This is a genomic window from Actinoplanes sp. NPDC049599 (assembly GCF_044465625.1).
Taxonomy (GTDB): Bacteria; Actinomycetota; Actinomycetes; order Mycobacteriales; family Micromonosporaceae; genus Actinoplanes.
The window spans coordinates 19625-40430 of record NZ_JBITLX010000013.1 but is presented as its reverse complement, the minus strand read 5'-3'; the positions used below and the strand labels follow the sequence as shown (position 1 = coordinate 40430).

Annotated in this window: 20 protein-coding genes; 12 read left to right on the top strand and 8 right to left on the bottom strand. The window is 74.2% G+C overall.

Features of this window, described 5'->3' with window-relative positions; all coding sequences use genetic code 11:
* Nucleotides 1-195: 195 nt before the first annotated feature.
* The 4 genes from ACIBQZ_RS22840 (at nucleotide 196) to ACIBQZ_RS22825 (ending at nucleotide 3301) form a co-directional block, all read left to right on the top strand.
* On the top strand, nucleotides 196-612 hold the full coding sequence (locus ACIBQZ_RS22840; protein ID WP_396090771.1) for an ATP-binding protein: 417 nt from the start codon (nucleotides 196-198) through the stop codon (nucleotides 610-612).
* Nucleotides 613-736: 124 nt separating this feature from the next.
* Nucleotides 737-1876 (top strand): PP2C family protein-serine/threonine phosphatase, encoded by a 1140-nt coding sequence (locus ACIBQZ_RS22835; protein WP_396090770.1) that lies wholly within the window; start codon nucleotides 737-739, stop codon nucleotides 1874-1876.
* 76 nt (nucleotides 1877-1952) lie between these two features.
* Complete coding sequence (locus tag ACIBQZ_RS22830; RefSeq protein WP_396090769.1) at nucleotides 1953-2420, top strand: MarR family transcriptional regulator; 468 nt, start codon at nucleotides 1953-1955, stop codon at nucleotides 2418-2420.
* Nucleotides 2421-2434: 14 nt separating this feature from the next.
* Nucleotides 2435-3301, top strand: a complete 867-nt coding sequence (locus tag ACIBQZ_RS22825; RefSeq protein ID WP_396090768.1) for an LLM class flavin-dependent oxidoreductase — start codon at nucleotides 2435-2437, stop codon at nucleotides 3299-3301.
* 1319 nt (nucleotides 3302-4620) lie between these two features.
* On the opposite strand, the gene ACIBQZ_RS22820 is transcribed toward ACIBQZ_RS22825, so the two are convergent.
* Nucleotides 4621-4974 carry an Lsr2 family protein gene (locus ACIBQZ_RS22820; protein ID WP_396090767.1) on the bottom strand — a complete coding sequence of 118 codons (354 nt, stop codon included), beginning with the start codon at nucleotides 4972-4974 and terminating at the stop codon, nucleotides 4621-4623.
* Between the two features lie 234 nt (nucleotides 4975-5208).
* Between ACIBQZ_RS22820 and ACIBQZ_RS22815 the strand changes: the two genes are divergently transcribed.
* Nucleotides 5209-5643 (top strand): hypothetical protein, encoded by a 435-nt coding sequence (locus tag ACIBQZ_RS22815; RefSeq protein ID WP_396090766.1) that lies wholly within the window; start codon nucleotides 5209-5211, stop codon nucleotides 5641-5643.
* Nucleotides 5640-7118 (top strand): D-alanyl-D-alanine carboxypeptidase family protein, encoded by a 1479-nt coding sequence (locus tag ACIBQZ_RS22810; protein WP_396090765.1) that lies wholly within the window; start codon nucleotides 5640-5642, stop codon nucleotides 7116-7118. Before ACIBQZ_RS22815 ends, ACIBQZ_RS22810 begins: the two co-directional genes overlap by 4 nt.
* Nucleotides 7119-7284: 166 nt before the next feature.
* On the opposite strand, the gene ACIBQZ_RS22805 is transcribed toward ACIBQZ_RS22810, so the two are convergent.
* Nucleotides 7285-7782 (bottom strand): DUF456 domain-containing protein, encoded by a 498-nt coding sequence (locus ACIBQZ_RS22805; protein WP_396090764.1) that lies wholly within the window; start codon nucleotides 7780-7782, stop codon nucleotides 7285-7287.
* A gap of 113 nt (nucleotides 7783-7895) precedes the next feature.
* Between ACIBQZ_RS22805 and ACIBQZ_RS22800 the strand changes: the two genes are divergently transcribed.
* The 3 genes from ACIBQZ_RS22800 (at nucleotide 7896) to ACIBQZ_RS22790 (ending at nucleotide 9799) form a co-directional block, all read left to right on the top strand.
* Entirely contained in the window at nucleotides 7896-8063 is a 168-nt protein-coding gene (locus tag ACIBQZ_RS22800; RefSeq protein ID WP_396090763.1) for a hypothetical protein, read from the top strand.
* On the top strand, nucleotides 8060-8758 hold the full coding sequence (locus ACIBQZ_RS22795; protein ID WP_396090762.1) for a PIG-L deacetylase family protein: 699 nt from the start codon (nucleotides 8060-8062) through the stop codon (nucleotides 8756-8758). Before ACIBQZ_RS22800 ends, ACIBQZ_RS22795 begins: the two co-directional genes overlap by 4 nt.
* Before the next feature lie 129 nt (nucleotides 8759-8887).
* Nucleotides 8888-9799, top strand: coding sequence for a sigma-70 family RNA polymerase sigma factor (locus tag ACIBQZ_RS22790; RefSeq protein ID WP_396090761.1), 912 nt, complete (start codon nucleotides 8888-8890; stop codon nucleotides 9797-9799).
* Between the two features lie 51 nt (nucleotides 9800-9850).
* Here ACIBQZ_RS22790 and ACIBQZ_RS22785 read toward each other — a convergent pair whose 3' ends face one another.
* Nucleotides 9851-12190: a HelD family protein gene (locus ACIBQZ_RS22785; protein WP_396090760.1), complete on the bottom strand. Its 2340-nt coding sequence runs from the start codon at nucleotides 12188-12190 to the stop codon at nucleotides 9851-9853.
* Nucleotides 12191-12372: 182 nt separating this feature from the next.
* Here ACIBQZ_RS22785 and ACIBQZ_RS22780 point away from each other — a divergent pair, with 182 nt between their 5' ends.
* Nucleotides 12373-12891, top strand: coding sequence for a hypothetical protein (locus ACIBQZ_RS22780; RefSeq protein WP_396090759.1), 519 nt, complete (start codon nucleotides 12373-12375; stop codon nucleotides 12889-12891).
* Between the two features lie 34 nt (nucleotides 12892-12925).
* On the opposite strand, the gene ACIBQZ_RS22775 is transcribed toward ACIBQZ_RS22780, so the two are convergent.
* On the bottom strand, nucleotides 12926-13774 hold the full coding sequence (locus tag ACIBQZ_RS22775; protein ID WP_396090758.1) for a sigma-70 family RNA polymerase sigma factor: 849 nt from the start codon (nucleotides 13772-13774) through the stop codon (nucleotides 12926-12928).
* Nucleotides 13775-14023: 249 nt separating this feature from the next.
* Here ACIBQZ_RS22775 and ACIBQZ_RS22770 point away from each other — a divergent pair, with 249 nt between their 5' ends.
* Nucleotides 14024-15520, top strand: coding sequence for a DEAD/DEAH box helicase (locus ACIBQZ_RS22770; protein ID WP_396090757.1), 1497 nt, complete (start codon nucleotides 14024-14026; stop codon nucleotides 15518-15520).
* A 70-nt stretch (nucleotides 15521-15590) separates the two neighbouring features.
* Here ACIBQZ_RS22770 and ACIBQZ_RS22765 read toward each other — a convergent pair whose 3' ends face one another.
* From ACIBQZ_RS22765 to ACIBQZ_RS22755, 3 genes are read right to left on the bottom strand one after another with little or no spacing between them, the layout of a single operon-like run.
* Nucleotides 15591-16115, bottom strand: a complete 525-nt coding sequence (locus tag ACIBQZ_RS22765) for a YceI family protein (protein WP_396090756.1) — start codon at nucleotides 16113-16115, stop codon at nucleotides 15591-15593.
* Nucleotides 16116-16156: 41 nt separating this feature from the next.
* A complete protein-coding gene (locus ACIBQZ_RS22760) occupies nucleotides 16157-18856 on the bottom strand; it encodes an AAA family ATPase (RefSeq protein ID WP_396090755.1) in 2700 nt (899 codons plus the stop codon).
* Between the two features lie 10 nt (nucleotides 18857-18866).
* Nucleotides 18867-19511, bottom strand: coding sequence for a hypothetical protein (locus ACIBQZ_RS22755; RefSeq protein ID WP_396090754.1), 645 nt, complete (start codon nucleotides 19509-19511; stop codon nucleotides 18867-18869).
* A 17-nt stretch (nucleotides 19512-19528) separates the two neighbouring features.
* On the opposite strand from ACIBQZ_RS22755, the gene ACIBQZ_RS22750 reads away from it, so the two are divergent.
* Nucleotides 19529-19711 (top strand): hypothetical protein, encoded by a 183-nt coding sequence (locus tag ACIBQZ_RS22750; protein ID WP_396090753.1) that lies wholly within the window; start codon nucleotides 19529-19531, stop codon nucleotides 19709-19711.
* 3 nt (nucleotides 19712-19714) lie between these two features.
* Here the strand turns inward: ACIBQZ_RS22750 and ACIBQZ_RS22745 are convergent, their stop codons facing one another.
* Nucleotides 19715-20755 carry an App1 family protein gene (locus ACIBQZ_RS22745; RefSeq protein ID WP_396090752.1) on the bottom strand — a complete coding sequence of 347 codons (1041 nt, stop codon included), beginning with the start codon at nucleotides 20753-20755 and terminating at the stop codon, nucleotides 19715-19717.
* Between the last annotated feature and the right edge of the window lie 51 nt (nucleotides 20756-20806).

Sequence of the window (20806 nt, the reverse complement as noted above, 5' to 3'; positions counted from 1 at the left end):
ATGCCTCGATCATCATTGCGCGCGGCGCCGCTTTCGCCGACCACGGGAAGGGAGACCGACCGAACGGCCCGCGATAACAAGAACTTCGGGCGGCCGGTTCCGGACCGGGCAAGCAGCGATATCGGCCACACCTGGTTAGGCAGGGAGTGCAGCGGGAACATCAAGGGCATCGGAACAGCGGGGAGGTGGAGTCGCATGCGTATCTCGGTCCGGCTCAACCTGCCACGCGAGGTCGACAGCGTGCCGGCGGTGCGCCGGCTGCTGCGCTGCGCCCTCTCGGCCTTCCAGGTCGACCGCCAGGACGGCGAGGACCTCGAGCTGGCCCTGACCGAGGCGTGCGCCAACGTGGTCAAGCACGCCACCGGCGCGGACGGCATCGAGGTGCTGCTCGACGTGGCCGAGGACCGGTGCGCGATCGACGTGGCCGACAACGGCGCGGGCTTCGACGCGAGCGCGATGCGCGACCCCACGCCGGACAGCGAGCGCGGCCGGGGACTGTTCCTGATCAAGGCACTGAGCGACAACGTCCGGATGCAGTCGACACCGCGCAGCGGCAGCCTCATCCACTTCGAGAAGTCCTTCGCGCTGGCCGGCGGCCCCGGCTCGCGCTGAGCGGCCCGGCTGTCCCCGTACCCCTGATCCGCCGGGTCGTTCCGTGCTGCCTTTATCATCCTTGCCGTACAGCAAATATTGCTGTGGTGTCGCGTTGTCGCGCCAAGGGGAAAGAGAGGTCATCGTGTCCGATCGTCCGACGCCGGTCGGCGCGCTGCTGCGCGCGGCCCCGCCCGACCGGCTTCCCGAGGTCGTGGTGGAGCACCTGCGCCGGCACTACGCGGCCGGCCAGGTCGAGATGCTGCTCGGCGACCTGACCCTGACCGGCCTCTGGCCGGTGCTCGCCCCGGACGGCCCGGCCGGCGACGCCCTGGCCGTGCGCTGCTTCGGCAGCCAGCGGCCGCTGGTCGACCTCACCGCCGACACCAACCGCGTGTACCTGCCGCTGGCGGTCTGGGGCGAGCGCCTCGGCGTGCTGGTGGTGGAGACCACGCTGCCCGCCGGCACCGGCCTGACCAGCGACCTGTCGGCGGTGGCGGACGAGCTCGCCGTCGCCCTGCGCGCCGCCCACCTGGTCACCGACCGGTACCGCCGGGTGATCCGCCGGGAACGCCTGACCATGGCCGCGGAGCTGCAGTGGGAGCTGCTGCCGGGACGCGCGCTGGGCGACGACCGCTTCCTGGTCGCCGGGCAGCTCGAACCGGCGTACGCGGTCTACGGCGACCACTTCGACTGGACGCTGGCCGGCGACCGGCTCACCCTGACCGTGCTCAACGGCGACGGCGACGGCCTGGAGGCCGCGATGCTCACCGCCGTCGCGGTCAACGCCATGCGCAACGCCCGCCGCTCCGGCGCCAACATCGTCGAGCAGGCCGAGCTGGCCAGCGACGCGGTCCACTCCCGGTACGGCGGCGCCCGGCACGCCGCCACCCTGCTGCTCGAGATCGACCTGATCGACGGGCACGTGGAGGCGGTGGACGCGGGCTCACCACGCGCCGTCATCGCCCGCGAGCGTGACATCCAGGCGGTGACCCTGGAGCAACAGCTGCCGCTGGGCATGTTCGGCGAGACCCGGTACGAGATCCAGCGGTTCCGGCTCGAAGCGGCCGACCGGCTGCTCGTGGTCAGCGACGGGGTGCACGCGGCCACGCCGGGCGGGCGGGCGCCGTACGGGGAGGCCGCCCTGCTGACCGCGCTGCGCCGGACGCGCCTGCAACCCGCCACCGAGGCGGTCGGTACGGTGATGCGCAGCCTGCGTGACTACCACGCGGGCGCGGACCCGGACGACGATGCAGTCACCGTCTGCCTCGACTGGCGACGATGACCGGGATGGTCCAGTCTTGAGAGCTCAACGGCCCGAATCCAGCATCCCCCGGGTTTCCAGCACACAGAGGAACGGCATGGAGCGCGTCACGGACGTCGCCGCGGCGGTGGAGTCGACGGTGGAGTCGCTGCTGGCTGTGTTCGAGAGCGCCCGGCTCGCGCAGTCGCCGGCCGTACCACCGGCGCAGCTGCGGGTGCTCACGATCATCTCGCGCAGCGAGCACACGAACATGAGCCGGCTCGCCGAGGCGCTGGACGTGGTGCCGTCGTCGGCCAGCCGGCTGTGCGACCGGCTGGAGGCCACCGGCCTGCTGCGCCGGGTGCCGGACCCGCGCGACCGCCGCGAGGTGCGGCTGCTGATCACCTCCGCGGCCCGGCGGTTGCTGGACGAGCTGCGGGAACGCCGCCGGGCGGCGCTGGCGGAGGTGCTCGAACGGATGAGCCCGGCCCGCCGGCAGGAACTGGTCCGCGCGCTGGCGGCGTTCGACAACGCGGCGGCACCGGCCCGGGCCGACGGCGACGAGGACGGCCTGCGTTCGGCGTGAGGTAGCGTCCTCGCGTGCGCATCGGCATCGTGATCCTTCCGGACGAACGCTGGTCCGTGGCGGGCCGGCGCTGGCGCCGGGCCGAGGAGTACGGTTTCGACCACGCCTGGACCTACGACCACCTGGGCTGGCGCGATCTGGTCGACGGGCCCTGGTTCGACGCGGTGCCGACGCTGACCGCCGCGGCGATGGTGACCCGCCGGATCCGGCTCGGCACCTTCGTGGCCTCCCCGAACTTCCGGCACCCGGTGCACTTCGCCCGCGAGCTCACCGCCCTGGACGACATCTCCGAGGGCCGGCTGCTGATCGGCGCGGGCGCGGGCGGCACGGGCTTCGACTCGGCGGTGCTGGGCGCGGCCGAGCTGACCCCGCGCGCCCGGGTGGACCGCTTCGCCGAGTTCCTCGCGCTGCTCACGCAGCTGCTGGAGAAAGACAGAATCACCTTCACCGGTACGTACTACAGCGCCGTCGACGCCCGCAGCACCCCCGGCCCGGTACAGCACCCACGCCCGCCGCTGGTGGTGGCGGCGAACGGCCCCCGCACCCTCCGGCTGGCCGCGAGGTACGGCGACGGCTGGGTCACCACCGGCGCCCGGGGGGTCGACGACGAGGACGCCTGGTGGCGCTCGGTGGCCGAGGTCAGCGCCCGGTTCACCGAGGCGGCGAACGGGCGGGCCGTGGACCGGTACCTCAACCTGGACTCGTCCCCGGTCTTCTCGCTCAGCAGCGCGGACGCCTTCACGGAGGCGGTGGGCCGGGCGGCGGAACTCGGCTTCACCGACGTGCTGACGCACTGGCCGCGCCGCTCGAGCTGGTACGCAGGCGACGAAAAGGTGCTGGAAACGGTGGCGTCGATGCTGCCGAAACTCCGCGCTTCCTGAACCGCCGGGCCCGACCGACCGGAATGTTTCCGGAAACGACCCTTCCGGAACGATCGATCTTTATCCGGGTACGGGCCATTCGCCGTCCCGCGCCACGGAGCACCCAAGCCCGAGAGTCACCGGCCGCGCACGGATTGCCACGATGACTGGTGTGGGTTGTTGCTGCCCACGAGCGCCGTTTGCCGGTTTTACGGCAAGAGCGGGCGGTGGATTACGGCGCCGGCTCTTTGCGGTCGAGCTATTACCGGGCGGGGCGGCCTTTACCGGGGCCGCGCCGTTGCGCGCCCCGGGCCGGGGGGTGCCCATTGCCGGGTCGCGCGGGGCGGGTTGGCAGACCGGATTGGGCGGGCCGCCGGGCCTCCATTCCGGGGTCCGGGGCCGCGGGGGCTCAATGCCGGCCACCGATGCGGGACCGCCACGTCGCATTGCCGAACCCTGGCCGCCACCGGGGCCGCCTCGCGCATTGCCGGAGGCAGGTCGCCCAGCGGGGCACCGCGCGCATTGCCGGAGGCAGGTCGCCCAGCGGGGCACCGCGCGCATTGCCGGAGGCAGGTCGCCCAGCGGGGCACCGGGCGCATTGCCGGACGCAGGCCGCCCACCGGGCGCATTGCCGGCGCGCCGGTCAGCCACCGCGCCACCGCATCCATTGCTGGAAGCAGGTCGGCTACCAGGCCCCCCTCGTATTGTCAGCGCGCCGGTAGGCCACCGGACCACCGCACGCATTGCCGGCGCGCCGGTAGGCCAGTGGGCCGGCCCCGCGCATTGCCGGCGCGGGCAGCCGTCGTGGGTGCGGCAAGCGCATTGCCGGGCTGTCGGTCGGCTGCCTGACCTGGCTATCCGGTTCGCGAGGCGGCCGATGCGCCGAACCGTCCCCGGCCGGGCCACCGGACCGACCCGGTCATTGCCGCCGAAGCCGTGAGCGGCGCGGCGGTTGCGGACGCCCGGCCGTTGCCCACGACATTGCCGGGATAACGGCCGGCGGCGCGGGCGTGCGGTTCCCCGCCATTCCGAGCCGGGCCGGGGCCGGCCCGCCGACCCGGGGAGCACCGCCCCCACAGGGCATTGACCATCGACTTTGCGGCAAGGTTCGGCGTCGCGGCCCGCGGCCGTTCGCGAAGGTGGGCGAGCAGATCCCGGCCGGCGCCAGGCTCGGCGCGGGCGAACGCGGGACCGGAGCGGACCTACCGGGATGGGACCACCACGCCGGGCCCGGGAGTCCCGGTGAGCGGCCCGCACGCCGCCCCGGGGTCACGAGGAGCGGTGATGCGCCGGGCCGGACGCACCGTCAGTGGTGCGTCCGGCCCGGCGACCACAAGGGATCAACGACCGTGTGCCGCCCGATAGGCGTTGCTGACGTTCTGCGGGATGCGACCCCGCTCGGAGATCTGGTGGCCGTTCTCGGCCGCCCACTCGCGAATCAGCCTGTTCTCGTCGCGGCTGCCGGCGGTGCGGGTCGGGCCACTCGCCGAGCGGCCCGGACCGCGGCCGGAACCGCTCCGGCCGAGGCGGGTGCCCGCCTCGATGAACGGGTCCAGCGCCTTGCGCAACTTGCCGGCATTGGCCTCGGAAAGGTCGATGGTGTAGCTCGTGCCGTCGAGGCTGAACTCCACCGTCCGGTCGGCCGGCTTTCCGTCCAGGTCGTCGATGAGGGTCGTGATTACCTGCCGCGCCATAACGACTCCTGACGTAATCCGAAGAACGCGCCCAGTCTCGCCTGTGACGCACTCCGCGCGCAACTGTTCGCCTGAATTTCACAGAATAACGGAGACCCCGGGCAATTATCGCCCCGGTCCTTCGCTAAATGCGACCGCGCTATTCCGCGGAATCGCGGGCGGCCGCGCGGTTAGCATCGGGGTCGGGAAAACCCGGGTGGCTGGCCGCGCGTGGATGCCGTTAGGGTCGTCGCCATGGACGCCGACCACCGTGCCGCCTGGGACGAGCAGCGCCGGCAGGCCGTCGCCGGGCACGCCGCCGCGTTCGAGGCCGGCCGGGCCGCCGAGGCCGAGCAGGCAGGCCGGCTGCTCACCGGGTTCGTCCGCCGGGCCGCCGAGCGTGGCCTGGCGCCCGTCGTGCTGCGGGCCCGGGCGTTCGACGGCCACGCGACCTACCGCACCCGGTTGCGCGGCTGGTACCTGAAGGCAAACCGCTCGGTGGCCGTCGGCGAGGACGGCCTGTTCTACGTCCTGTCCGTCCCTTCCTCGCTGCGCGCCCGCTTCACGGGCGCGGACGTGTCGCCCAGCGCGCCCCGGCTGATCGTCGGGGCGGGCGGCGGCGACGGCGAGACCATGCCGCTGGAGCAGCTGCTCCAGCGCCGACTCGATGCGGGAGCCGAGTGGCCGTGAGGCATACCGACACCCCCACCTCCACCCGGCACCGGATCCTGGCGGCCCTCGCCGCCACGACCGTCCTGGCCACCCCGGCCCTGGCCACCCCGGCCCAGGCCCAGGCCGCGCGGGCCCAGCCTCGGCCGGCCCAAGCCGTCCTGGGTCAAGCCGCCCAGGCAGGAGCCGCCCAGGCAGGAGCCGCGCAAGCAGGAGCCGCGCAAGCAGGAGCCGCGCAAGCAGGAGCCGCGCAAGCAGGAGCCGCGCAAGCAGGAGCCGCGCAAGCAGGAGCCGCGCAAGCGCAGGCGCGAGCCGCGACCGTCCCCTGCCCGCGGCCCAAGATCAAGCCGCCGCCCGGCAGGCCGGCCCGGCCCACCCCGCCCAAGGACGATCCCGTGCTCCGGGCCGTCGGCGGCGACGCGCTCGACACCAACGGCCTGATCGTGCCGCGCGGCGCCGCCAAGCCGCCCGCGCTCACCGCCACCAGCTGGCTGGTCGCCGACCTGGACACCGGCGAGGTGCTCGGCAGCTGCGGCCCGCACGTCTACGGCACTCCGGCCAGCGTGCAGAAGCTGCTGCTGGCCGCGACCGTGCTCGACAAGCTCGACCCCGAGCTGGTCGCCACGATCACCGACGGCGACCTGGCCATCGAGCCGGGCAGCTCGGCCGTCGGCCTGGTCAAGGGCGGCAAGTATCCGGTCAGCACGCTCTGGCTCGGTCTGCTGCTCAACTCCGGCAACGACGCGGCCAACACCCTGGCCCGCCTCGGTGGCGGCAAGGGCGGGCTGCCCGCCACGGTCGCGGCGATGAACGCCGAGGCGCGGCGGCTGGGGGCGTACCAGACGCATGCGGTGACCCCGTCCGGCCTGGACGGGCCCGGGCAGTTCACCAGCGCGTACGACCTGGCGCTGATCGCCCGGCAGTGCTTCGCCAAGCCGGACTTCGGCAAGTATGCCCGCACCGAGCGCACCCAGATCCCGGCGCAGAAGAAGCTGAAGAAGGGCGGCTTCCAGATCCAGAACGAGAACAAGCTGATCTTCAACTACCCGGGCGCGCTGGGCGGCAAGACCGGCTTCACCAAGCTGGCCCGGCACAGTTACGTGGGCGGCGCCGAGCGCAACGGCCGCCGCCTGGTCGCCACCCTGCTCGGCGCCGAGGCCGCCCCGCTGCGCGGCTGGCAGCAGGGCGCCGCCCTGCTGGACTGGGGTTTCTCGCTGCCCAAGGACGCGTCGGTGGGCAAGCTGGTCGAGCCGGACGGTGCCGACCCCAGGGGTACGGCGGCGGACACGAACGTCGCCCCGGCCCCGGCCGATCGGCAGCGGCCCGCCCCCGCCGCGGTCCGCGCCGCCACGGATCGCGGGTTGTCACTGGGCCTGGCGGCCGTTCTCGCGGTTGTGCTGGCCGGGGCCCCGCTCCTGCTGCTGCTCACCCAGCGCCGCCGCCAGCGGTTGCGCCGCCGCACCCGGGCCCGCAGCGCCGCACCCAGCCCGCACTGACCGGCCAGCCCACGCTGACCGATCAGGCCGCGCCGACCGGCCAGCCCGCGCTGAGCGGTCAGCCCACGCCGACCGGTCGGGCCACGCTGACCGGTCGGGCCACGCCGACCGGTCGGGCCACGCCGACCGGTCGGGCCACGCCGACCGGTCGGGCCGCGCTGACCCCTCAGGTCGCCAGCAGGCCGAAGACCCAGATCACCGCGATGCCCAGAGCCGCGGCGAACTCCACCAGCAGCGACAGCCCCACCGCGCCGAGCGCCTGCCGGGTCGACGGCCAGGCCTGACCGGGGCCCAGCCGCAGCCGCTCGGCCGCCCAGAGGCCCAGGACGAAGCCGAGCACCAGCCCCACCACCGGCACCACGAAGAAGCCGACGATCCCGACCACCCCGGCGATCAGCAGCGACGACGTGGGCACCCCGGTGCTCTTCAGCCGCTTGCCGGGCCACAGGTACTTCACCACCGTGCCGCCGATCGCCACCACGGTGGCCAGCGCGAGCACCACCCACCGGCCGCCGTCCGCGTCGCCCAGGATCGCCCAGAGCAGCACCGCCAGCCAGCAGAGCAGCAGCCCGGGCAGCACCGGGACCACCACGCCCAGGACGCCGGCCAGCAGGGCCACGCCGGCGATCAGGTTGACGGTGGTGCCCGAGTCGGTGAGATCCATCCGACCAGCCTGCCGCAGCCGCGCCACAACCCTCAACCCGAGGGGCCCCCGGCCGATGGACAATCAGCGCCGCCGACCCCCGCGGTGGCGCACCGGTGACCACGGAGGCCAGGATGATTCGGCTCTACTCCTCATGGATCGGCCGGGCCGCGCTCACCACGGCCCTGGTCACCGGGCTCTTCGCCGGGGACGCCGACGAGCCCGGCCCGCTCGGCGCCCTGGTGCTGAGCGTGCTCGGCGCCGCCGGCGTGGTCGACCTGGGCAAGCGGCGGACCGCATGACCCGCAGCGTGCTGGCGGTCGGCACCCACCCCGGCGACATCGAGTTCGGCTGTGCCGGCACGCTCGCCGCGCACCGGGCCGCCGGCGACTCCGTCACGATGCTCGTGCTGACCTGTGACGGGCTGGACACCGAACGCAGCCGGCAGGCCGAGGCGGCCGCGCGCGAGCTCGACTGCCTGCTGGTCTGGGGCCCGCAGGCCGCCGAGCGCCGGTCCGGGGACCGCCGGGTGCACACCCGCGGCCACGCCGACCGCCGGTCGCGCCACCAGCGGCCCGGGGAGAGCTGGCCCGGCCTGATCTCGTCCGCCGCGATGACGGTGGCCGCCATCGAGAACGTGCTCACCGGCGTCGACGCCGATGTCATCTACGTGCACGCCCCCGACGACGCCAACGCCGAGCACCGGGCCGCGGCGGTGGCCACGCTGTCGGCCGCCCGGCACAGCAGCCGGATCCTGCATTACGCCGGCGAGTCGACCCTGCAGTTCGCCCCCGCGCTGTTCGTCGACATCTCGCCGTTCCTGGACCGCAAGCTCGCGGCGCTGGCCGAGGCCCCGTTCCCGGTCGACCCCGAGCTGCCCACCGGCACCGCCCGGCACTTCGGCGCGCAGGCCCGGGTGCGGTACGCGGAGGCCTTCGCCCCGGCCCGTTTCGTCTGGGAACTGGCCACCGTCGACGTCGCCCTCGCGCGGGCCTGAGGGCCGACGCCGAAGCAACCACCCGGCAACTGTCCGCCACCAAAACATGTACCCAGCGTCACGCAGAGTCTCTCCTTGTCAGCCGGTGCCCACCAGTCGCGGGTCACCGACAACACACGGGGGATTCACATGACCAGCACCATGACGACCGCTGCCGACCTCGCCGCCGACACCGCGACCGCCGTGCCGGCCCTGTCCGCCCGCGAGCAGGAAGAACTGATCCGCACCCACATGCCGCTGGTCGGCCACCTGGTGCGCGACATGCTCAGCCGCATCCCGAACCACATCCACCGCGACGACCTCACCAGCGCCGGACTGCACGCGCTGGTCACCGCCGCCCGTGGCTGGGACCGGACCCGCGGCATCCCGTTCCACCGGTTCGCCACCACCCGGATCCGCGGCGCCATCCTCGACGAGCTGCGCTCGCTGGACTGGGCGACCCGCTCGGTACGGACCAAGGCGCGGGCCACCGACACCACGCGGCAGAACCTGACCACCACGCTGGGCCGGACGCCGACCAACGAGGAGCTGGCGCAGGCGCTGGGCACCACCACGACCGACCTGCACCAGACGGACAACGACGTGCAGCGCGCCACCGTGCTGTCGCTGCAGGGCTTCACCACCAGCAGCGCGGACGACCTGGTCACCGAGCGCACCCCCGGCCCCGAGGCCATGCTGATCCGCCGCGAGCAGATCGGCTACCTGCACCACGCGATCGCGGCCCTGCCGGAGCGCCTGCACACCGTCATCACCGAGTACTTCCTGAAGGAGCGGCCGATGGCGGACATCGCCGCCGACCTGGGCGTGACCGAGAGCCGGATCAGCCAGCTGCGCGCCGAGGCGCTGTCGCTGCTCAAGGACGGCCTCAACACGCACCTCGACCCGGAGCTCGCGCCGGTGCCGGAGAACCCGGAGAGCATCACCGCGCGCCGCCGGGCCGGCTACTACGCCGCCATCGCCGGCACCACCGACCTGCACTCGCGCCTGGCGCTGACCAACGCGCAGGGCTTCACGCCGGTGTCGTACAGCACGGCCGCCTGAGCACGCCGACGACCGGGCCGGTGCCATGTGCACCGGCCCGTCGCCGTGTCGTCAGGCCAGGGCGGCGAGCACCTTGGGCAGGTCGGTGGTGTGCAGCACGCCGAGCCGCCGGGTCGCCCGGGTCACCGCCACGTACAGGTCGCTGAGGCCGCGCGGGCTCTCGGCGAGGATCTCGTCCGGCTGCACCACGATCACGCTGTCGAACTCCAGGCCCTTGGCCTGCCGGACGGTCATCAGCACGATGTGGTTGAGCAGGTCGGGCTGCTCCCCCACGGCCGCCTCCGGGATGGCGGTGGTGAGCGCGCGCCCGAGGGAATCCGCCAGCCCGGCCGGCACCAGCACCCCCACCCGCCCCTCGGCGGCGGTGGCCGCTTCCCGGCGTACCGTGGCGATCAGCTCCTCGGCGAGCGCGCCGGGCCGCACCCGGGCCGCCCACGGCTCCTCGCCGGCGGTCCGCACCGAGCGCGGCGGCTGCAGCGACGGGTCGACCGCGGCGAGCACGTCCGCGGCCACGGTCATCACCTCGGCCGGGGTGCGGTAGTTCACGGTCAGCTCGGCCAGCCGCCAGCGCTGCGCGACATACGGCTCGAAGACCTGCTCCCAGGTGGTCGTGCCGGCCAGCTCGCCGGTCTGCGCCACGTCGCCGACCACCGTCATCGACCGGCTCGGGCAGCGGCGCATGAGCAGCCGCCAGGCCATCGGCGACAGCTCCTGCGCCTCGTCGACGATCACGTGGCCGAAGACCCAGCTGCGGTCCGCGGACGCCCGCTCGGCGGCGGTACGCGTGTCGATCACCTCGTGCCGCTCGACGAAGGCGCTCGCGTCCACGACGTCGATCGCGGACAGCACCTCCTCCTCCTGGTCCTCGAAGTCCAGCGACCGGGAGCCCTCGACGATCTCCAGCACGCCCTCGGCGTACTCGATCGCCTGTTCCCGCTCCCGGGCGACGGCCCGGGCCCGCAGGGTGTCGTCCACGCCGAGCAGCTCGGCCAGCTCGTCGAGCAGCGGCACGTCGGCCGGCGCCCAGCCGGCCGCCCGCTCCCGCAGCAGCAGCTCCCGATCGGCGCCGGTCAGCTCGGGGGCCGCCGAGGCCAGCCGGTCGGCGTCGGTGAGCAGGTCCCGCAGCACCTGGCGCGGGGTGAGCACCGGCCACAGGTCGAAGAGGGCGGCCTGCACGTCGAGGTCCTCGCGCAGCTCACGCCGGGTCTCGGCGAGGTCCGCCTCCTCCAGCAGGTTGTCGCCGCCCAGCGGGTCGGCCCCGATCCGCTCGGCGATCTGCAGCGACAGGGTGTGGATCACCGCGGTCACGAAGATCGACCGGGCCAGGTTGTGCGGCCGGCCGGACCGCCGGGCCTCGGCCCGGGCGTCCTCGCAGACCGTACGGTCGATGCGCAACGGGAAGCCGTCGTGGTCGACCTCGAGGTAGTCCTCCGGCACCGTCTGCCGGTCGGCGACGGCGGCGGCGAGCACGTCCAGCATGGCGACCCGGCCTTTGAGCGCCGCAGCGGCCGGCGCCTCGGTGGCCCGGGCGGTCACCCCCGGGAACATGTCGCCGAGGGTGGCCAGCAGCACGCCGGTCTCCGCGAGCGAGGGCAGCACCTGCGAGATGTACCGCAGGAAGGTGGCGTTCGGGCCGAGGATGAGCACGCCCTGCTTGGTGAGCTGGGCCCGGTAGGTGTAGAGCAGGTACGCGGCGCGGTGCAGCGCCACGGCGGTCTTGCCGGTGCCCGGTCCGCCCTGGACCACCAGGACGCCGGGCAGCCCGGCGCGGATCACCTCGTCCTGTTCGGTCTGGATGGTCTCGACGATGTCGCGCATCCGGCCGGTGCGGTTGGCGGTCAGCGCGGAGAGCAGCGCGGCCTCGCCGGTCACGTCCTCGCGGCCGTCGGTGGCACCGGCCTCGATGTCGAGCACCTCGTCGTCGATGCCGGTCAGCTCGCGGCCCCGGGTGCGCAGGTGCCGGCGGCGGGTCACCCCCTCGGGCGACACCGCGGTGGCGAGATAGAAGGCGCGGGCGGCGGGCGCCCGCCAGTCGACCAGCAGCGGATCCTGATCGCGGTCCTCGGCGAACAGCCCGATGCGGCCGATGTAGCGCGGATTGTCCGCGGCGAAATCGAGCCGGCCGAAGCACAGCCCGTTCTCGACGGAATTCATCTGGGCCAGTTGCTCGGCCCAATGGCTGCGGGTCGCCTCCCGCTGGGAACGGCCCTGCGGGGTGCCGCCGGCCTCGAGCAGAATCGCGCGCAGCCGCTCGTCAGCCTGGTCACGCAGCAGGTCGAGGCGCTGGTAGAGCAGGGCCAGGTAGGCCTTTTCGGACTCGATGTCGTCGTTCCGCAGAGTTTCCGTACCGCCGGCGGAGCTTGACAAAGCTACTCCCTGTTGTGGTAGCATTCCGAGGTCAGCCACCTTTTTAGGTGGCTTTTTTCGTTTCCTGGAAACGCTCAGAATAGCCGATGTCCCGGCCCGGCCGCGAGCCGGTGATACAGGTTACGGGCGGGCGGCCGAGTGTAAGGAATCCGTCACCGCGGCGACTTGCCCGTTACGCCGGACGGTCCATCGACATTAAGCGGTACATGAACCACAGCCACCCGTTCCGACGCCTCGGCGCGCTGGCGCTCATCGCCGTCGCCGCTCTGTCCCTCACCACCGCCTGCTCCGACGACAAGGACGAAGCCGCCGCGGGCAACGCCGCCGCGGCCGCCGCGGGCGGACCCCAGCCGAAGACCATCGAGGGCGCCAAGGATGCCGCGCAGACCGTCTTCGACCGTTTCAGCGGCGGCGACTTCGCCGGCGCCTGGGACATGTACACCTCGGCCGGCAAGAAGGCGATCAGCCAGGCCGACTACATCAAGCTCAACACCGCGTGCTCGCGCAAGGGCCTGGCCATCCAGCTCACCAGCGCCCGGATGGACGGCACCGACAAGGCGGTCGTGATCGCCAAGCAGCTCGTCGCGGCCCAGTCGTACACCATGGTGTACGAGGGCGACGCGTGGAAGCTCGAACCCGCCAAGGAGGGCCTGGCGCTCTACGCCAAGGGCGCCGACCGGGCCATCGCCGCCCAGAAGAAGGCCGGCACCTGCGCCAACGCGTGACGCGAGCCCTGCGGCCGGCCCGGACGGGCCGGCCTCAGGCCGCCACCGGCAGGCCGTCCAGGCCGGTCACCGCGAGCCGGTCCCGCAGGCCGCCGCGGGTCGCGATCTGGTCGTAGTACGCCTCCCGGCGCCGGGCCACGCAACCGTCCTTGGCCGGTGCCTGGGCCGCCAGCGCGGGGTCCAGGTGGGTGTTGAGACCATCCTTGAGCAGGGCCAGCGCCTCGGCCCGCAGCTGCGACACCCGGGACTCGGTGACGCCCAGCTCCACCGCGATCTGGGCCATCGGCCGCTCCTCGAAGAAGTAGCCGGTGATCACCACGCGCAGCCGGTCCGGCAGCACGTCGATGGCGTGCCGCAGGTAACCCAGCCGTTCCCGGCGCACCAGCAGCTCCTCCGGGCCCGCGCTGGGCTCGGTCACCATGTCGTCGGCCGCGGCGGTGGCGAAGCCCTGCAGGCTGAACACCACGGCCCGCTGCACGTCGTCGTCGGCCGACTCGATGTCCTCGACCGTGCAGCCCAGGTGCGCGGCGACCTCGGCGGCCGTCGGCGTGCGGCCCAGCTGGGCGGTCAACTCCTGGCGGGCGCCGTCGGTGCGCCGGGCCCGCTGCCGCACCGACCGGCTCGCCCAGTCCAGCCCGCGCAGCTCGTCCAGCAGGGCGCCCCGGACCCGGGCGGCGGCGAACCGGGAGAACGGCACCCCCCGGGCATCGTCGAAGCCACGGGCGGCGGCCACCAGGGCCGCGTACCCGGCAGACAGCAGGTCGTCGCGGTTCACGTGGGCCGGCACCCGCGCCAGCATCTCCCGCACCAGATGACCGACGAGCGGCATGTGCGCCCGTACGACGTCCTCGCGACGGCGGTCGAAACCAACAGCACCGCTCATGGGGGTCTCTCCTCGGATACCGGCCGGCGGGGGGAGACCGGCCCTGAGGTGAAACGGTGGGCTCCGAGGGGTGCAGGCAGGGTCACAGTCGGGTGCAGGCGGGTTGCGCTCCGGCACCGCGTACACTTGATCTCGCGGCCCGCCCAGTTCTGCCTCGGGCCGCCTTCGGATCGACCACCACGCGCCGCGACCCGTGTAGGTCTGCGCCGGGCAGGACGACCCCTTCAGCCTTATGGAGTTCACACCTACATGTCCTCGTTCATCGACCTCGGCGTGCCCACCAAGCTCGCCGCGGCCCTCGCCGACCTCGGCATCACGAGCCCCTTCCCGATCCAGGCCGCCACGCTGCCCGACTCGCTCGCCGGCCGGGACGTCCTCGGCCGCGGCCGCACCGGCTCCGGCAAGACCTTCGCGTTCGTTCTGCCGCTGCTCGCCCGGCTGGCCGAGAGCAAGGCACCCCGCCGGCCGATGCGGCCCCGCGCGCTGATCCTGGCGCCGACCCGCGAGCTCGCCACCCAGATCGAGGCCACCATGGCCCCGCTGGCCGCGACGCTCGGGCTGCGCACCCTCACCGTCTTCGGCGGCGTCGGGGCGAACCCGCAGATCCGCGGGCTCAAGGCCGGCGTCGACGTGCTCGTCGCCTGCCCGGGCCGGCTCGCCGACCACATCCAGCAGGGCTACGCCAGCCTGGACGCGGTCGAGATCACCGTGCTCGACGAGGCCGACCACATGGCCGACCTCGGCTTCCTGCCGGTGGTCCGGCGGCTGATGGACGGCACGCCGACCAACGGCCAGCGGATGCTCTTCTCCGCCACCCTCGACGGCGGCGTGGACGTGCTGGTCAAGCGGTTCATGCACAAGCCGGTCACGCACCACGTCGACTCGGCGGCCGAGGCCCCGATCGAGATGACCCACCACGTGCTGCACGTGCGGCACGACGACCGCTTCCCGGTGCTGGTCGACCTGACCGCCGCGCCGGGCCGCACGGTCGTGTTCACCCGCACCAAGCGCCGCGCCAAGACGCTGACCCGCCAGCTGGTCCAGGCCGGCGTGCCGGCGGTCGAGCTGCACGGCAACCTGGCCCAGAACGCCCGCAACCGCAACATGGCGGCGTTCTCCGACGGCAGCGCGCAGACCCTGGTGGCCACGGACATCGCGGCCCGGGGCATCCACGTGGACGACATCGCGATCGTGATCCACGCCGACCCGCCGGTCGAGCACAAGGCGTACCTGCACCGCTCCGGCCGGACGGCCCGGGCCGGCGCGCAGGGCACGGTCATCACGCTGATGACCGACGACCAGCAGAGTGAGGTCCGCGACCTCACCCGCAAGGCCGGCATCAAGCCGACCACCAGCAAGGCCCGCCCGGGCGACGCGCTGCTGGCCCAGCTCGCCCCCGGCGAGCGCACCTACAGCGCGCCGGTCTCCCCGGTGCCGGAGCCGATCGAGGAGTCGAACGGCGGCCAGTCCCGGCGCGGCCGGGGCGCCGGACGGCCCAGCGGCACCCGCACCGCGGCGCCGGCGGCCAACCGCGGCGCCGGTGGCGGCGGGCGCGGCACGGGTGCCCGCAGCGGCGGCACCCGGGGCACAAGCGGCGACCAGGGCGGCCGGGCGCAGGCGCCCCGCGGCCAGGGTGCGGCACCCCGCAGCCGGCGCAGCGGCACGGGCTCCACGCCGGTGCACACCTCGCAGTCGTCGAGCGGGGGCGCGGCGGCCTTCTCCGCGCGCAGCCGCGCGGCACGCTAGAGCTGGACACAGCAGGAAGGGCGCCGAGGAGACTCGGCGCCCTTCCTGCTGTCCGGCTCAGGACCGCCACTCAGCGGGCGGTGACGCAGCACTCCACGGTGACCCGCACGTGCCGGCCGATCAGCGCGCGGCCCGCGGTCACGCCCGCCGCCACCCGGTCCACTGTCGTCGTCGCCCGGAAGCGGTACCCGTCGGCCGTCGGCTCGGCCGCTGACAGGCTCAGGGTCACCGGCGCCGAGCCACCCCGGACACTCAGCACGCCGGTGAGCTGCCAGCCGTCGGCCGTCCGGGTCAGGCCGGTGCTGCGGAAGCCGATCGCCGGATACCTGCCGACGGCCAGGAAGCGCTTGCCGCGGACGTCCTTGTCCCGGCGCGGGTCGTCGGTGCTGAAGCTGGCCGCGTCCAGCTCGGCCGACGCGGTGGACAGCTCCGGTCTGGTGCCCACCATGACGGTGCCGGACCGGATGGCGACGGTCGCGTCCACCGGTTTGAGGCCGAAGATGTGGGTCGCGGTCAGCCGCACCGCGGAGCGTGCGGGGTCGATCAGGTACGTGCCGGGACGGAGTTCGCCTTCGAGGCGCAGATGCTGGGTCATGTCTCCACCCTGGCGCCGGCCCCGGGCCCGCCGCCTCAGTGCTACCGCTGAGATCCGGTACGTAGCCAGGAGGCGACCTGTGTCCGGTTACTGAGCCCCAGCTTCGCCAGCAGGTTGCGGACGTGCGTCTCCACCGTGCGCTCGGACAGCACCAGCCGGTCGGCGATGGCCCGGTTCGCCAGCCCGTCCGCCACCAGCTCGGCGACCTCACGTTCCCGGGCGGTCAGCGCGCCCGCGCCGGCGCGTACCCCCGCGGTCTCGTCGGCCAGGAGCTGCGCGGAGCGCGCGACGGGCGGCATGCCCAGCCGCCGCCCGGCCGCGGCCGCCGCCACCGCGAGCTCGCGGGCCCGCCGGCGGTCCCCCGGCGCGGCCCGGGCGACCAGCGCCCGGGCCAGGGTGAGCTGCGCGTGCGCGAGGAACGTCGGCGAACCGGCCTCCATGGTGACCGCGGCGGTCAGGTGCCCGACCGCGGCGTCGTGCTCGCCCAGCGCGGAGGCGATCGTGCCGAGCGCGCGGGTGGCGGCGCCGTGACAGTTGGTGGTGCTGTTCAGATACACCGGGGCGTACCGCACCACCCGCGGGTAGCAGTACCGGGCCATCTCGAGGTCGCCGAGCCCGGCCGCCAGCTCACCGCCGGTGATCAGCACGTAGCCACGCAGGCTGTCCGCGGGCAGCTCGGGCAGCCGCGGGCGCAGGTGCTGCCAGCAGAGCCGGGCGGTGTCGGTGGCGCCCGCGTCCAGCGCCGTCCGGCCGAGCTGGGCGGCGCCGATCGGCAGTGCCAGGCTCACCGACAGCTGCTCGGTGGCCGCGCCGAGGTACTCCGCCGACCGTCCGGTGTGCAGGGCCAGCCCGGCCGCGAACGCGTGGTAGAGCTGGACCGCGTTCGGGTCCTGCATCCGGACGGCGACCTCCCGGGCCTCGCCGGCCAGCTGCTCGGCCTCGGCGAGCCGGCCGGCGAGCAGCGCGCGGGCGGCCCGGGCGCGCAGCAGGTGCCAGCGGGCGACCGGCCAGCCCAGCCGCTGCGCGAGCGTGTCGAGCCGCAGCGTCTCCGCCTCGGCGGCGGCGTTGTCGCCAGCCATCAGGTACGCGTCGATCCGCCACGTGCGCCCCCACAGCTCCGCGTCCGGGCGGCCCAGGGCGCAGCTGCGGGCGGCCAGCGCCAGCACCTCGGCGGGCTGGTCGAACGGGTCGGTCACCTGGTGCCGGGCGTGCACCGCGGCCGCCACGTCACCGGGCCGGCCGGACTCCTCCGCCAGCGTCATGGCCTCGGCGCTGATCTCCCGGGCCCGCGCCACGTCACCGGAGTCGGCCAGCAGGAACGCGTACTGGGCCAGCACCCGCGGGTGCCGGCCGGCCACCGCGAGCGCACGTTCGCAGAGCAGCAGCAGCGCCGGGGCCAGCCAGCCGGCCACGCCGCGCACCACCAGCGCCGCCTCGACCGCCAGCTCCGCCCGCCCGGCCCGCTCGGCGCTGTCCAGCACGGCGGCGCAGTCGTCGAGCGCCAGGTCGAGCCGGCCGTCGGCGTACGCGGCGGTGGCCCGGGCGAGCCGGTCGACCGGGTCGCCGGCCAGCTCGACGGCGTGGCCCTGCCAGCGGACCGTACCGGCGTAGTCGAGCGCGGCCGTAGCAGCGGCGGCCGCGGCCCGGCAGGCCGCAACCGCGCGCTGCCGGGAACCGGCGTCCACGGCGGCGCGGACCCGGTGCCGGGCCACCTCCGCGGCGGCGGCGCCGGCGGCCTCCAGCGCGTCGGCCAGCCGCCGGTGCCAGGCGATCCGCTCGCCGCGGGACAGCTCGTCGTAGCGGGCCTGCCGGACCAGGTCGTGCGCGAAGACCAGCAGCGCGGGCCGCCACGGGTCGTCGGTCAGCACGCCGGCGGCCACGGCCTCGGCGAGCAGGTCGTCGACCGCGCCCGGATCGCTCGCGGCGGCCCGCAGCACGGTCACGTCGAGCTCCGCGCCCAGCGCCGCCGCGCCGCCGAGCAGTTCCCGGCAGCCGGCGCTGAGCTGGGCCGTGCGCCGGCCCACCAGCCGGCGCAGCTCGGCCGGCACGTCCATCCGGCCGGCCGGGTGGCGCAGCCGGTCCTCCCGGGACAGCTGCCGGGTCAGCTCCCGGACGTAGAGCGGGTTGCCGCCGCTGAGCCGGTGCACCGCGGCCACCCACGAGGGGTGCACCGCCGGTCCGGCCTCCTGCGCCAGGTACGCGCCCACCGCCGGCGCTTCCCACGGCTCCAGCCGCAGCACCTCCACGGCGGGCAGCTCGTCGAGCGCCGCCGGCCGGCTGGTGCCGATCACCAGCAGCCGGGAGCCGGACAACTCCCGGCAGAGCAGGCGCAGCAACCCGATCGACGCGGCGTCGGCCCAGTGCAGATCCTCCACAACCAGCACCAGGTGACCGGCCGAGCGCAGCGCCCGCACCGCCCGGTGCGCGATCCGGAACCGCACCGCCGCCGGGGACTCGCCCTCGGCCGCGGTGGCGGTCAGCAGCTCCGGCGAGAGCCCCGGCACGTCCTCGAACAGCCGCAACCAGGGCCAGTACGCGGGCGCACCCTCGTCGGGCACCGCCCGGGCCACCCGCACCGTGGCGCCGGCCGCGGCCGACCGGGCCGCCGCCTCCTCGGCCAGGGCGGACTTGCCGATGCCGGCCTCGCCCACGATCAGCACCGCGGCGCCCTCGCCGGCCGCCGCGCTCGCGCGGAGCCGGTCCAGGGTGACAACCTCGGGCACCCGGCCCACCAGACCCACGGGGCCCAGCCTAAGGTGCGCGCACCGCGATCTCGGCGCCCAGCCGGTAACCGTCGCTCAGCGCCAGGTCGTCGCCGCTCCAGAACCGGCCCGGGTCGTACCAGCTCGCCGGCTTGCCGGGCGGCAGCAGGCCCATGTCCTCGTAGGTCACGGCGACCACCTCGGCGCAGTACGCCGTCTCGAGGTCGGCCTCCTCGGCGGCGGTCTCCTGCCACGGCAGCCGGATCCGGGGCACCCGGCCGCGCGCCCAGCGCCAGGCCAGCTGGGCGCTGGACGGGAACGGCGTGCCGTCGAGCCGGGCGACCGTCTTCAGCGCCCGGTCCTCCATCTCCTTGGTCACCGGCTGCTCCAGCTGCCGCAGCCAGCCGCGCTGGCCGTACCGCTTGGCCCAGACGCTGACCGCGTCGCGCAGGTCGTGCAGCTGCACGCCGCGCTGGAAGGTGCCCGACCACATGTCGGGCAGCGACTTGCCCAGCTCGGCGTGCCACATCAGCGGCGGCATGTCCTCGATGACCAGGGACATCCCGACATGGTTGACCGGGCTGTTGGTCATCGCCTGGATGGCCCGGTCCGGGCCGGAGCGGCCGCGGAAGATCCAGATGTCACCCGTACGCGTGAGATCCATTGCCTCGTCGAGGCTGATGTCGGCGACCACGTGTCTATCCTCAGCAGATGCGTTGGTGGAAAGTAGCGGGACTGGCCGGGCTTGCAGGGGTCGCAGCCACGGGTGTGGTGCTGGCACGCGGGGAGCGGCGGCGCCGGGCGTACACGCCGGAGGAGATCCGGGAGAAGCTGCACGCCCGGGTCACCGAGGGCACGGCGGACAAGACGCCGGCGGCGGCTGACGAGGGCTGATCCTCAGACCACATCGGTGTCCCTCAGCAGGGACCAGAGGCCGGCCCCGTCCGGTGCGGCGAACCAGGTCTTGCCGCCCGAGCCGACCGCCTCCGGGGTGCCCGAGGGCCCGGGGATGGCGCCGGCCAGCACGGCCTGGGTGGGCGACAGCCGCCGGATGGCGACGGCCGCGACGTTGTCCGGGTGCTCGTGCGCGAACTCGGAGTAGATCTCCTGGTCGTGCTGGCCGTCGTCGCCGATCAGCAGCCACCGGATGTCGGGGAACTCCGCGGCGAGCCGGCGCAGGGTGTTGCGCTTGTGCTCCTGGCCGCTGCGGAACCACCGGTCCGGGGTCGGCCCCCAGTCGGTCAGCAGCAGCGGACCGGCCGGATACATGTGCCGGGAGAGGAAGCGGGCCAGCGTCGGCCCGACGTTCCAGGCGCCGGTGGACAGGTAGAACACCGGCGCGCCCGGGTTCGCCGCGACGAGCCGTTCGTAGAGCACCGCCATGCCCGGCACCGCTGCCCGCGCGTGCTCGTCGAGCACAAACGTGTTCCACGCCGCGAGCAGCGGCCGGGGCAGCGCGGTGACCATGACCGTGTCGTCGATGTCGGAGACCACCCCGAACTTCATCGCCGGGTCGACCACCCGGATCGGCGCCTCGACCGGCTCGGCGCCCTCGGTGCTGAGCCGCACGGTCGCCCAGCCCGGCGCCAGGTCACCCTTGACCCGGGTGTCGACGTATCCGCTGCGGTCGGTGCGGGTCTCGTGCACCTGATCGCCGATCTGGATCTGCACCGGCGCGTTGTTCACCGGCGACGTGGTGAAGCTGCGCCAGCCCCGCACCTTGTCCAGCTTCTTCACCGCGCGCGTGCGCCGGGTGAGCACAACCCGGGCCATCACCCGCGCCCACCCCGGCGCACCGTAACCGGTGTACGCCGTGATCACCGGCTCCCAGCCACGCTGCCGCAACCGGCGCTCGATGATCTCGTGCACCGCGTCCTCGACACGCGCGGCCCGGTGCAGCCGTACGGCGGGCGGGCGGCCCGCCGGGGTCAACGACACTTCGGCCTCCTGCCGTCCGTCATCAGCGACCCTGACGGTACCTGGCCTGCC

Coding starts and splice junctions, on each gene's coding strand:
- ACIBQZ_RS22805 (WP_396090764.1), bottom strand. CDS start 7,782: ATGGATCTCACCGACTCGGGCACCACCGTCAACCTGATCGCCGGCGTG.
- ACIBQZ_RS22795 (WP_396090762.1), top strand. CDS start 8,060: ATGACCCGCAGCGTGCTGGCGGTCGGCACCCACCCCGGCGACATCGAG.
- ACIBQZ_RS22830 (WP_396090769.1), top strand. CDS start 1,953: ATGGAGCGCGTCACGGACGTCGCCGCGGCGGTGGAGTCGACGGTGGAG.
- ACIBQZ_RS22780 (WP_396090759.1), top strand. CDS start 12,373: ATGAACCACAGCCACCCGTTCCGACGCCTCGGCGCGCTGGCGCTCATC.
- ACIBQZ_RS22840 (WP_396090771.1), top strand. CDS start 196: ATGCGTATCTCGGTCCGGCTCAACCTGCCACGCGAGGTCGACAGCGTG.
- ACIBQZ_RS22750 (WP_396090753.1), top strand. CDS start 19,529: ATGCGTTGGTGGAAAGTAGCGGGACTGGCCGGGCTTGCAGGGGTCGCA.
- ACIBQZ_RS22790 (WP_396090761.1), top strand. CDS start 8,888: ATGACCAGCACCATGACGACCGCTGCCGACCTCGCCGCCGACACCGCG.
- ACIBQZ_RS22815 (WP_396090766.1), top strand. CDS start 5,209: ATGGACGCCGACCACCGTGCCGCCTGGGACGAGCAGCGCCGGCAGGCC.
- ACIBQZ_RS22770 (WP_396090757.1), top strand. CDS start 14,024: ATGTCCTCGTTCATCGACCTCGGCGTGCCCACCAAGCTCGCCGCGGCC.
- ACIBQZ_RS22800 (WP_396090763.1), top strand. CDS start 7,896: ATGATTCGGCTCTACTCCTCATGGATCGGCCGGGCCGCGCTCACCACG.
- ACIBQZ_RS22775 (WP_396090758.1), bottom strand. CDS start 13,774: ATGAGCGGTGCTGTTGGTTTCGACCGCCGTCGCGAGGACGTCGTACGG.
- ACIBQZ_RS22765 (WP_396090756.1), bottom strand. CDS start 16,115: ATGACCCAGCATCTGCGCCTCGAAGGCGAACTCCGTCCCGGCACGTAC.
- ACIBQZ_RS22820 (WP_396090767.1), bottom strand. CDS start 4,974: ATGGCGCGGCAGGTAATCACGACCCTCATCGACGACCTGGACGGAAAG.
- ACIBQZ_RS22785 (WP_396090760.1), bottom strand. CDS start 12,190: ATGCTACCACAACAGGGAGTAGCTTTGTCAAGCTCCGCCGGCGGTACG.